At 41.4% G+C, this 1,533-nt stretch carries 2 protein-coding genes; both read right to left on the bottom strand.

The features are described 5' to 3' along the window. Window positions 1-1,037 (bottom strand): DUF932 domain-containing protein (locus VQ048_RS12140; protein WP_327611920.1); only part of this gene is annotated, 1,037 nt, incomplete at its 3' end. A 46-nt stretch (window positions 1,038-1,083) separates the two neighbouring features. Next, a complete protein-coding gene (locus VQ048_RS12135; RefSeq protein ID WP_064971118.1) occupies window positions 1,084-1,470 on the bottom strand; it encodes a single-stranded DNA-binding protein in 387 nt (128 codons plus the stop codon). Window positions 1,471-1,533 lie beyond the last annotated feature (63 nt).

The raw sequence follows: 1,533 nt of genomic DNA, 5'->3' as shown, positions 1-1,533 counted from the left end.
AAAACATTACAAAGGTCAAAGGCTTTTTGTCCTCTGCTTTGTGCAGTTCCGCCCATTACTAAGGATTTTAATTTGCTTTCATCGTCCTTGTAATTACATACATTTTGATAGTACCCAGTAACGGCGTTGTATGCACCGAACAAAGTTCCTTTCGTGGTTTCCATTTGTTGGCTATCGCTAACCATTGCGTACATAAAAGCATCATCTACGGTATTTTTAAACACGGTTGATAGTTCATCGGTGTTACCTTTTTTCAAGTGTTCTAAGGTTTCTTTATTAGGACACAAAGCCAATTCTATTAACTTTCGTACTTCTCGGTCGTTTACTCGAATTTTTGCCCACTCGTTAAATGTTCCCTCTAATCGGTCGCTTAACTTATTGGCTAATCCCATAACCTTGTGAGCGTTGGCTAATCGCTGTTTTGCCCCTGATGTATGACGGATACGAACCACATTATTCATATTTTTAAATGCAGCGTTCAGCGTATTTTGACACACTATTCGGATAGGCGTGAAGGCGGCTGTAATACTTCCACTTCCATCGTGGCTTGTGGTTAAAAAAATGTACTTTTCAGTTACATCATCACCATTGCCCACTCGGATATAACTTGGTAATTTGGCGGTTATAAAAATCTTCTCGCCTTTGCCTAAAGCCCCAGCGGTTTCGTACAAAATTCCATTGCCACCTCCGACAATCTCATCGAAAAAGGCGAATGCCTCGTGGTTTTGTACGACTTGGTAGTCTTTACCTACTACGCCCAAAATCTCATTGTTATCATCTCGCATCGTGGCAAAGGCGTTCGGCACTTCGATTTCGTTGTCGTAAAACACTATTCCCTGCTCGGTGGTTCTCAATCCTTTACCCTTAGTATATAAAGGCTCTTTGCTGACTTCAAAATTCAATCTTGCGTGTCTTATCGCCTCCGCACTTGTTGGGTGTTCGCTTACGATTTGCCCCAATCCGTGCCACGCTTTTTCCTTTACGCTGAAAAAACTGTACTTTCCTGTTCTGCTGTTGTAATTAATGTTATGTGCCATTGTTCTAAAATTTAAATGTTCTTAAATTGTTTTGTTCGTCTGTTAATTAAAATGGTAAATCGTCTTCGGTTTCCTCCAACGGTTGTGGTGTTCCCTGTCCGTTAGTTGTTTCCGTGTTCTGTCTTTGTCCACTTGCGTGTAACTTGATTTTTGAGGTGTGAAAATTAAGCCCCGCTTTGGGTTCTCCGTCCTTGCTAAGCCACGCCCTTGCACTCACTCGCCCAGTGAGTTCAACCAAAGCTCCTTTGGTTAATATCTTGGCTACATTTGTACCTTGCCAATACGCACAATCAAAAAAAGCGGTCTGTTGTATGTCTTCGCCTTGTTTGTTACGGTAGTGATTGTTTACGGCGATTGAAAAGTTTACTACTTTTCTGTCGTTAGGAAGTGCTTTCACCTCCGCATCTCTTGTTAATCGTCCTGTGATGTTCATTTTGTTTAATTTTAATTGTTAATTACTCGTTTGTTACACTCTGCCCACGCTTTGCTCTCTTGC

It is taken from the genome of Bergeyella anatis, assembly GCF_036016955.1.
Classification (GTDB): Bacteria; Bacteroidota; Bacteroidia; order Flavobacteriales; family Weeksellaceae; genus JAYWXI01.
This window is presented reverse-complemented; position numbering and strand designations above follow the sequence as displayed.

Bases quoted from the DNA above. Each gene is read 5' to 3' on its own strand.
- VQ048_RS12135 (WP_064971118.1), bottom strand. From the start codon at position 1,470: ATGAACATCACAGGACGATTAACAAGAGATGCGGAGGTGAAAGCACTT.